The following is an 8,668-nucleotide window of genomic DNA, read 5'->3' as shown; positions in this document are numbered from 1 at the left end:
AAGACGGCCTGCGTTTCGCCATCCGCGAAGGTGGCCGCACCGTCGGCGCCGGCGTCGTGTCGAAAATCATCGAGTAACAACCTTTAAGGGTTCGACGAGGGAGGCCGGGTGGTCCGGCCTTCCTCCTATCAACTCCAATGCCGCGAAAGGCTAAGACAAATGCAAAGCCAAAATATTCGCATTCGGCTCAAGGCGTTTGATTACCGTGTGCTGGATGCCAGCACGCAGGAAATCGTAAACACCGCCAAACGGACCGGTGCCCAAGTGCGTGGGCCGATCCCGCTGCCGAACAAGATCGAAAAGTTCACCGTTCTGCGTAGCCCGCACGTGAACAAGAAATCCCGTGATCAATTCGAGATCCGGACGCATAAGCGTCTTTTGGACATCGTTGATCCCACACCGCAGACGGTGGACGCGCTGATGAAGCTCGACCTCGCCGCCGGCGTTGACGTGCAGATTTCGGTTTAAGGAGAGCAAAAGATGTTGCGCTCTGGTGTGATCGCGAAAAAAGTCGGCATGACCCGGCTTTTCATGGAAGACGGAAAGCAGATTCCTGTGACCGTTCTCCAATTGGACAAACTTCAGGTGGTGGCACAGCGCACCCCTGAGAAGGACGGCTACACGGCCGTGCAACTGGGGGCAGGCACTGCCAAGGCCAAGCGGACAACGCAGGCCATGCGCGGTCACTTTGCCGCGGCCAAGGTCGAACCCAAGCGCAAGGTTGCGGAATTCCGCGTTGCGCCTGAAAACATGATCAATGTGGGCGAGGAAATCACCGCTGACCATTACTTTGAAGGTCAGTTCGTGGATGTCTCGGGCACTTCGATCGGTAAGGGCTTTGCCGGTGCGATGAAGCGCCACAACTTTGGCGGTCTGCGGGCCAGCCATGGTGTGTCGATCAGCCACCGCTCGCACGGCTCTACAGGTCAGTGTCAGGATCCGGGCAAGGTGTTCAAAGGCAAGAAAATGGCCGGACACATGGGTGCCGTGCGTGTCACCACGCAGAACCTGCAGGTCGTCAAGACCGACGCGGACCGGGGTCTGATCATGATCAAGGGCGCTGTTCCGGGATCGAAAGGTGGCTGGGTCACAATCAAGGATGCGGTCAAAAAGCCGTTCCCTGAGAATGCCATTCTGCCCGCTGGTCTGCGGTCTGCTGCGGAAGAGGCTGCGAAAGCTGCCGAGGCTGCTGCTGCTGCCGCCGCTGCTGAGGCAGAAGCCGCAGCAAAGGCTGCTGCTGAAGAGGCCGCCGCTGCTGAAGAAGCTGCTCTGAAAGAGGCTGAGGCCAGCATTCAGGCCGAGAAGAAGGAAGGCGAGGAATGAAACTCGACGTGATCAAACTGGACGGCGGCACGGCCGGCTCGGTCGATCTGGGCGAAGACATCTTCGGCCTGGAGCCGCGCGCGGACATTCTGCACCGCGTCGTCCGCTGGCAGCGCAACAAGGCGCAAGCTGGCACGCACAAGGTCAAGACCCGGTCGGAAACCAGCTATTCCACCAAGAAGATCTATCGCCAGAAGGGCACCGGCGGCGCACGCCACGGTGACAAGAACGCGCCGATCTTCCGCCACGGTGGTATTTACAAGGGCCCGACGCCCCGCAGCCACGCGCATGACCTGCCCAAGAAGGTCCGTGCGCTTGGTCTCAAGCACGCGCTCTCGGCCAAGGCCAAGGCGGGTGAGCTTGTGATCATCGACGTGGCATCGTCGAACGGCAAGACGGGTGAGTTGGCCAAGCAGGTCAAGAACCTCGGCTGGAAGCGCGCGCTGGTCATCGATGGCGCACAGGTGAATGCAGAGTTCGCCCGTGCCGCAGCCAATATCGAAGGTCTCGATGTGCTGCCGTCGATGGGCGCAAACGTCTATGACATCCTCAAGCGCGATACGCTCGTGCTGACCAAGGCGGGTGTCGAAGCACTGGAGGCTCGTCTGAAATGAGCGCGAAACCTGAACATTACGATGTGATCCGCAAGCCGATCATCACTGAGAAGGCCACTATGGCCTCTGAGAATGGGGCTGTGGTGTTCGAGGTCCACATGGACGCCAACAAACCCCAGATCAAAGAGGCCGTTGAGGCGCTCTTTGGGGTGAAGGTAAAAGCTGTGAACACCACGATCACCAAGGGCAAGCAAAAGCGTTTCCGGGGTCAGCTTGGCCGTCGGAATGACGTCAAGAAAGCCTATGTGACGCTGGCCGAAGGCAACACGATCGACGTGACCACGGGTCTGTGATCGTGGTGGGGTAACCCCCACCCTACGGATTGAGATGTGAACCCCGGCCGCCGAAAGGTGGGCGGGGTTTTCTTTGATCGAGGCTTTTTGTTGCGCTGTGGCACGGGAAATCCTAGGACAGAGGGGGCGGGGCCAAGGCCCACGAGATCCATCACTCAGGACGGACGATGACGCGGCGGGACAAGGCGATGACGGTGGATGCGGCGGCGGCTGACTGGTTGCAGGCGCGCGTATCGGTGCGGTTCTTTCCCAAGCTGCGGGGACGGGTTGCGGTAGAGGGCGAGGACGCCGGGTTTGAGGCGTGCAGCCAGCATCTGCCGGGACGTTTCATGCCGTTGGGAGCCTATAGCTATGCGCAGAGCTTTTTCGGGCCGGTGACGCGGATCGGGCGCTATTGTTCTATCGGGGCTCGGGTTTCGGTGATGGGCAATCGGCATCCGGTGGATTGGGCCTCATCCAGCCCCGGGTTTTATCGCCCGAGGCGCGCGCGGTCTTGGGGGGCAGCGCGGTCGGAGTTTCCCGAGTTTGAGGATGTGGGCGGGCCGGTTGAGATCGGCGAGGATGTGTGGATCGGGGATGACGTGCTGTTGGCGCACGGCATTTCCATCGGGACCGGGGCGGTGATCGCGGCGCGCGCGGTGGTGACGCGCGATGTGCCGCCCTATGCGATTGTGGCGGGGGTTCCAGCGCGGCTGGTCAGGTGGCGCTTTGATGCGCCGACCATTGAGCGGCTCTTGGCGTCGGAGTGGTGGCACTGGCCCTTGGTGGCATGGGATGCGGTCGATCCGAGGGACATCGGTGCCTTTCTGGAGCAAGCCGAGGCGATGGCCGGGGCGGTGCCAGTGCTGGCGGAGACACGGCTCACGGCGCGGCAGCTCTTGTCGCGGGCGGCGGCGGAGGGCGGCGCGGCCTGGGATCCCGGAGTGGGGCCGGCATGCCACAGGTGCGGGCGGCGCTTTGCCCTTTAATTCTTGGTCAAACCCCTTGACCGCAAACGCGACCTCCCCTATCAGACCCCATCCGCAAGGCCCCGGATTCGTCCGGGGCTTCGCTATTGTTCGCAAGAGCAATTCTAGCCGAGGACCTACGGGGCCTCATACCTTGGTCACCCATCATGGGGGGCTACAACACAGGCGGGACCATTTAGGTGGTTCACGTCAATAGCAAACGGAAGACAGAAAGCATGGCACTTAAGTCGTATAAGCCGACGACGCCGGGCCAGCGTGGGCTGGTGCTGATCGACCGTTCGGAGCTGTGGAAAGGACGCCCGGTCAAATCCCTTACTGAGGGTTTGACCAAGCATGGCGGCCGGAACAATACCGGACGGATCACGATGCGTCGCAAAGGCGGCGGGGCAAAACGCCTCTATCGCATCGTCGATTTCAAGCGGACCAAGTTCGATATCTCGGCAACGGTTGAACGGATCGAATATGACCCGAACCGTACCGCGTTCATCGCGCTGATCAAATACGAAGATGGGGAACAGGCCTATATCCTGGCGCCGCAGCGTCTGGCGATCGGGGACAAGGTTATTGCCTCGGCCAAGGCCGACATCAAGCCGGGTAACGCGATGCCGTTCTCGGGCATGCCCATCGGTACGATCATTCACAACATCGAGCTGAAAGCTGGCAAGGGCGGGCAGATTGCACGCGCCGCTGGCACCTATGCGCAATTCGTGGGCCGTGATGGCGGCTATGCTCAGATCCGTCTGAGCTCGGGCGAACTGCGTCTGGTGCGTCAGGAATGCATGGCCACCGTTGGTGCCGTCAGCAACCCTGACAACAGCAACCAGAACTACGGCAAGGCCGGTCGCATGCGCCACAAGGGCATCCGCCCGTCTGTGCGTGGTGTCGTGATGAACCCGATCGATCACCCCCATGGTGGTGGTGAGGGTCGCACCTCGGGTGGTCGTCACCCGGTTACGCCTTGGGGTAAACCCACCAAGGGCGCGCGCACCCGCAACAAGAACAAGGCGTCGCAGGATCTCATCGTGCGCTCGCGTCACGCCAAGAAGAAGGGCCGCTAACACATGGCACGTTCTGTATGGAAAGGCCCCTTCGTCGATGCCTATGTCTTGAAAAAGGCAGAGGCAGCGCGCGAGTCGGGGCGCAATGAAGTTATCAAGATCTGGTCGCGTCGTTCGACGATCCTGCCGCAATTCGTGGGTCTCACGTTTGGCGTCTACAACGGCCACAAGCATATCCCTGTCAACGTCAGCGAAGACATGATTGGTCAAAAGTTCGGTGAGTATTCACCGACCCGGACCTATTACGGTCATGCCGCCGACAAAAAAGCGAAGCGGAAGTAAGTCATGGGCAAGGAAAAGAACCCCCGCCGCGTGGCAGACAATGAAGCAATGGCCAAGCTGCGCATGCTTCGTACCAGCCCGCAGAAGCTCAACCTCGTTGCCGCGATGATCCGTGGCAAGAAGGTCGACAAGGCGTTGACTGATCTGACCTTCTCGAACAAGCGCATCGCGCAGGACGTCAAGAAGTGCCTGCAGTCCGCGATCGCCAATGCCGAGAACAACCACAATCTCGATGTGGATGGTCTGGTTGTGGCAGAGGCTTATGTCGGCAAGAACCTTGTGATGAAGCGTGGCCGTCCGCGTGCCCGTGGTCGCTTTGGCGCGCTGAAAAAGCCGTTCTCAGAGCTGACGATCAAGGTGCGTGAAATTGAGGAGCAAGCCTAATGGGTAACAAAGTCAATCCGATTGGCATGCGCCTTCAGGTGAACCGCACCTGGGACAGCCGCTGGTATGCCGACACCAAGGACTATGGCAATCTGCTGCTCGAAGATCTTGCGATGCGCAAGTTCATCGGCGAAGAGTGCAAGCAAGCCGGGATCAGCCGTGTGATCATCGAGCGTCCGCACAAGAAGTGCCGCGTTACGATCCACACCGCACGTCCGGGCGTGATCATCGGCAAGAAAGGCGCCGATATCGAGGGTCTGCGCAAGAAGCTGGCGGCGATGACCGCGAGCGAATTGCACCTCAATATCGTCGAAGTTCGCAAGCCCGAGCTGGATGCTGCCCTTGTGGGTGAGAGCATCGCACAGCAGCTTGAGCGCCGTGTGTCCTTCCGTCGCGCAATGAAGCGTGCCGTGCAGAACGCAATGCGCATGGGTGCCTTGGGTATCCGGGTGAACGTCTCGGGCCGTCTTGGCGGCGCAGAGATCGCGCGGACTGAATGGTATCGTGAGGGCCGGGTTCCGCTCCACACGCTGCGTGCGGATATCGACTATGCTCCTGTTGAGGCCACAACGGCCTATGGGATCATCGGTATCAAGGTCTGGATCTTCAAGGGTGAGATTATGGAGCACGATCCAGGTGCCCGTGACCGCAAGGCCCAGGAACTCCAGGATGGTCCCGCGCCCCGTGGCGCCGGCGGCCGCCGTTAAGGAGGAATGAAAGATGCTTCAACCAAAGCGCACCAAATTCCGCAAGATGCACAAAGGCCGGATCAAGGGCGAGGCCAAAGGCGGCTCTGATCTGAATTTTGGCACTTTCGGTCTCAAGGCTACGCAGCCTGAGCGTATCACGGCACGTCAGATCGAGGCCGCTCGTCGTGCCATGACGCGTCACATGAAACGTCAGGGCCGTGTCTGGATCCGGATTTTCCCGGATACGCCGGTTTCCTCCAAGCCCACCGAGGTTCGGATGGGTAAAGGTAAGGGTTCGGTGGATTACTGGGCCTGCCGGGTCAAGCCGGGCCGGGTGATGTTCGAGATCGACGGTGTGAGCGAAGAGATCGCCTTTGAGGCGCTGCGTCTGGCGGCAATGAAGTTGCCGATCAAGACCCGCGTCGTGGTCCGCGAGGACTGGTAAGGGCGGCGGGGTAAAACCCAGCCTAGAGATTGCCCCCGTGCGAGAGATCGCGCGGGGGTTTTTTGTTGCAGCCTCTCGCCTAGGCCTGCGGGCTGCGCTATGAGCAGGTCATGCCAAATATCGACTCACTCTTTGTGACCCGCCTCTATCGTGCCGCCCTCAGCGAGCACGTCCCCGCCATCGACACCAAGGAATTGGAGGCGTCGTGTTATTCCATTGCCGAGGATGACGAGGCCGGGCAGGAGTGGTGTGACGAGAACGGCTATCCCGGCTATACCTCTTATGCGTCGCTCAGCGATCTGCCGTGGCGGTTCCCGATCTTTGCGGATCTGGTCAAGGTTCTGGATGCGCATGTCGCGGCCTTTGCCGAGGATCTGGAATTTGATCTGGATGGCAAAGAGCTGAAGCTGGAGGATATCTGGATCAACATCCTGCCCGAAGGCGGGATGCATGCAAGCCATATCCATCCGCATTCGGTGATTTCCGGCACGACCTATGTTGCGATGCCCGCTGGCACGAGTGCGCTTAAACTGGAAGACCCGCGCTCTGCCCGGATGATGGCCTCTCCGGTGCGCCGCAAGGACGCACGGGAGGAGTTGCGGACCTTCATCTATGCCAAACCGGTGGTGGGTGATGTCCTGCTGTGGGAATCATGGCTGCGCCATGAGGTGCCGATGAATATGTCCGAAGAGGACCGGATCAGCGTTAGTTTCAACTATTCCTGGGGCTGATCCGCCGAAAAAGGGGCGGAATTTTCCAAAAAAAATCAGTAATTTATGTTTTGTCCTTGTAAATTGACGTGGTTTCGACCATATGCAGGGAGCTTACGTTATTCTATTTCGATCATCTGTCTCCTCTAAACCGGCTGTCAGTACCTCGATCCAGACCGACCACGCCGCGACTGCCGCACTTACGCGGGCAGTATTTTTCAGGAGACGACACGATGGCCAACGGCACCGTGAAATGGTACAATTCCACTAAAGGCTTCGGCTTTATCGCACCCGACAATGGCGGCAAGGACGTTTTCGTTCATGTCAGCGCAATTGAGCGTGCGGGCCTGACCGGCCTTGCTGACAATCAGAAAGTGACCTTCGACATCGAATCCGGCCGTGACGGCCGTGAGAGCGCGTCGAACCTCCAGCTCGCATAAGCGATCTGATCTGATGGGAGCGGCCTCGGAGAAATCCGGGGCCGTTTCTGTTTTGGGTGACGTGCATTGGCTATATAGGCCCCCCAACATTCAGGGCCTCTATAAACTCTATATTCTCGGGGCCATGTTCCATGCCAAAATATGAACCGTAGATAGCTAGATGCTCCTGCCAGTCATACTTTTTACGGACTTCGCTTATCTCATCTAACTCGGTGCTTTTACATAATTTCAAAAATATCCCCTTTCTCGATTGACAATAATTTCTGGATAGATATAATCCATTTGGGTTGTTTTTACTTAAATTCTTAAATCCGGTCGCACAGCATAGATGATTCGACGGGAAATGTCAAATTACCCAATTTCTCCATTGGGGTTGTCTGCAGGTTGTTTCCAACTTGCGAAGATTCTCAGAGGTTTCGCTTGCCCTCTGAGACCGCCTCCCGTATAGAGCTCCAATCCACGAGCCCCGGCCTGTCTGGGGATTCGGGTATTTGCAATTCATCCACCGGGTTCATGGTTACCCTGAGCGAACCGTCAGGGGCTATCCGGTGTTTTGAGAAAGGAAAAGGCGATGAACGCCAAGGAACTGCGTGACAAGACCCCGGACCAGCTCCGGGAAGAACTCACCAACCTGAAAAAGCAGCAGTTCAACCTGCGTTTTCGGGCGGCCACGGGCCAACTGGAAAATCCCGCTCAGATGCGTATTGCACGCCGCGCTGCCGCGCGCGTCAAGACCATTCTGAACGAAAAAGCCAACGCGGCAGCAGAGTAAGGAGCCTGAGATATGCCCAAACGTATTCTTCAAGGCGTCGTCACCTCTGATGCCAACGCCCAGACCGTGACCGTTTCGGTCGAGCGCCGTTTCAAGCACCCCGTGCTTCAGAAAACCATCCGTAAGTCCAAGAAATACCGGGCTCACGATGAGAACAACACGTTCAAAGTGGGCGATGCCGTTCGGATTATCGAATGCGCGCCCAAATCCAAGACGAAACGTTGGGAGGTGCTGCAGGCTTAAGCCTCAGCGCCTTTCGGCATTAATCGAAACCCTGGGGATCAGGCATTGCATCGCCCCCCATAGGTCGGGAGAAACCAAATGATCCAGATGCAGACCAACCTGGATGTTGCTGACAACTCTGGCGCGCGCCGAGTTCAGTGCATCAAGGTCTTGGGTGGTTCCAAGCGTAGATACGCATCCGTGGGCGACATCATTGTCGTCTCGGTCAAGGAAGCCATCCCCCGTGGCCGTGTCAAGAAAGGGGACGTCCGCAAGGCCGTCGTCGTTCGCACCGCCAAGGAAGTTCGTCGTGAAGACGGCACCGCTATTCGGTTTGACCGCAACGCCGCCGTGATCCTGAACAACGCAGGTGAGCCGGTTGGGACCCGTATCTTCGGGCCGGTCGTGCGCGAGCTGCGGGCCAAGAACTTCATGAAAATCATCTCGCTCGCCCCGGAGGTGCTGTAA

General features: G+C 58.7%; 16 protein-coding genes. All 16 read left to right on the top strand.

The annotated features are described in order from the left end of the window. A partial coding sequence (locus ACN0SW_RS18415; RefSeq protein WP_219435318.1) for a hypothetical protein occupies positions 1-77 on the top strand: 77 nt, incomplete at its 5' end. Between the two features lie 82 nt (positions 78-159). Next, entirely contained in the window at positions 160-468 is a 309-nt protein-coding gene (rpsJ, locus tag ACN0SW_RS18410; RefSeq protein ID WP_008281867.1) for a 30S ribosomal protein S10, read from the top strand. 12 nt (positions 469-480) lie between these two features. Further along, positions 481-1,323 carry a 50S ribosomal protein L3 gene (gene rplC / locus ACN0SW_RS18405; RefSeq protein ID WP_417729386.1) on the top strand — a complete coding sequence of 281 codons (843 nt, stop codon included), beginning with the start codon at positions 481-483 and terminating at the stop codon, positions 1,321-1,323. Then, positions 1,320-1,937: a 50S ribosomal protein L4 gene (gene rplD, locus ACN0SW_RS18400; RefSeq protein WP_009817503.1), complete on the top strand. Its 618-nt coding sequence runs from the start codon at positions 1,320-1,322 to the stop codon at positions 1,935-1,937. The genes rplC and rplD overlap by 4 nt, the downstream gene beginning before the upstream one ends. Next, positions 1,934-2,230: a 50S ribosomal protein L23 gene (locus tag ACN0SW_RS18395; protein ID WP_009817504.1), complete on the top strand. Its 297-nt coding sequence runs from the start codon at positions 1,934-1,936 to the stop codon at positions 2,228-2,230. The genes rplD and ACN0SW_RS18395 overlap by 4 nt, the downstream gene beginning before the upstream one ends. Positions 2,231-2,397: 167 nt before the next feature. Then, the gene (locus tag ACN0SW_RS18390; RefSeq protein WP_417729385.1) at positions 2,398-3,198 is read left to right on the top strand and encodes a CatB-related O-acetyltransferase; all 801 of its coding nucleotides are present in this window, start codon (positions 2,398-2,400) and stop codon (positions 3,196-3,198) included. A gap of 215 nt (positions 3,199-3,413) precedes the next feature. Beyond that, positions 3,414-4,256 carry a 50S ribosomal protein L2 gene (gene rplB, locus ACN0SW_RS18385; RefSeq protein WP_417729384.1) on the top strand — a complete coding sequence of 281 codons (843 nt, stop codon included), beginning with the start codon at positions 3,414-3,416 and terminating at the stop codon, positions 4,254-4,256. Between the two features lie 3 nt (positions 4,257-4,259). Beyond that, positions 4,260-4,538 carry a 30S ribosomal protein S19 gene (gene rpsS / locus ACN0SW_RS18380; protein WP_008281873.1) on the top strand — a complete coding sequence of 93 codons (279 nt, stop codon included), beginning with the start codon at positions 4,260-4,262 and terminating at the stop codon, positions 4,536-4,538. Positions 4,539-4,541: 3 nt separating this feature from the next. Continuing rightward, complete coding sequence (gene rplV, locus ACN0SW_RS18375; protein ID WP_417729383.1) at positions 4,542-4,922, top strand: 50S ribosomal protein L22; 381 nt, start codon at positions 4,542-4,544, stop codon at positions 4,920-4,922. Beyond that, the gene (gene rpsC / locus ACN0SW_RS18370) at positions 4,922-5,629 is read left to right on the top strand and encodes a 30S ribosomal protein S3 (RefSeq protein WP_008281875.1); all 708 of its coding nucleotides are present in this window, start codon (positions 4,922-4,924) and stop codon (positions 5,627-5,629) included. The genes rplV and rpsC overlap by 1 nt, the downstream gene beginning before the upstream one ends. 13 nt (positions 5,630-5,642) lie before the next feature. Continuing rightward, positions 5,643-6,056 carry a 50S ribosomal protein L16 gene (gene rplP / locus ACN0SW_RS18365; RefSeq protein WP_009817510.1) on the top strand — a complete coding sequence of 138 codons (414 nt, stop codon included), beginning with the start codon at positions 5,643-5,645 and terminating at the stop codon, positions 6,054-6,056. 110 nt (positions 6,057-6,166) lie between these two features. After that, entirely contained in the window at positions 6,167-6,787 is a 621-nt protein-coding gene (locus tag ACN0SW_RS18360; RefSeq protein WP_417729382.1) for a 2OG-Fe(II) oxygenase family protein, read from the top strand. 212 nt (positions 6,788-6,999) lie between these two features. Beyond that, positions 7,000-7,206, top strand: coding sequence for a cold-shock protein (locus ACN0SW_RS18355; protein ID WP_009817513.1), 207 nt, complete (start codon positions 7,000-7,002; stop codon positions 7,204-7,206). Between the two features lie 571 nt (positions 7,207-7,777). Beyond that, a complete protein-coding gene (rpmC, locus tag ACN0SW_RS18350; protein ID WP_417729381.1) occupies positions 7,778-7,978 on the top strand; it encodes a 50S ribosomal protein L29 in 201 nt (66 codons plus the stop codon). Positions 7,979-7,990: 12 nt separating this feature from the next. After that, complete coding sequence (gene rpsQ / locus ACN0SW_RS18345) at positions 7,991-8,221, top strand: 30S ribosomal protein S17 (protein ID WP_417729380.1); 231 nt, start codon at positions 7,991-7,993, stop codon at positions 8,219-8,221. Between the two features lie 78 nt (positions 8,222-8,299). After that, the gene (gene rplN, locus ACN0SW_RS18340; RefSeq protein WP_008281882.1) at positions 8,300-8,668 is read left to right on the top strand and encodes a 50S ribosomal protein L14; all 369 of its coding nucleotides are present in this window, start codon (positions 8,300-8,302) and stop codon (positions 8,666-8,668) included.

This window comes from Roseovarius sp. (assembly GCF_048262375.1).
Classification (GTDB): Bacteria; Pseudomonadota; Alphaproteobacteria; order Rhodobacterales; family Rhodobacteraceae; genus Roseovarius.
Note: the sequence above shows the minus strand (reverse complement) of the source record. Positions and strands in the feature narration are given on the sequence as shown.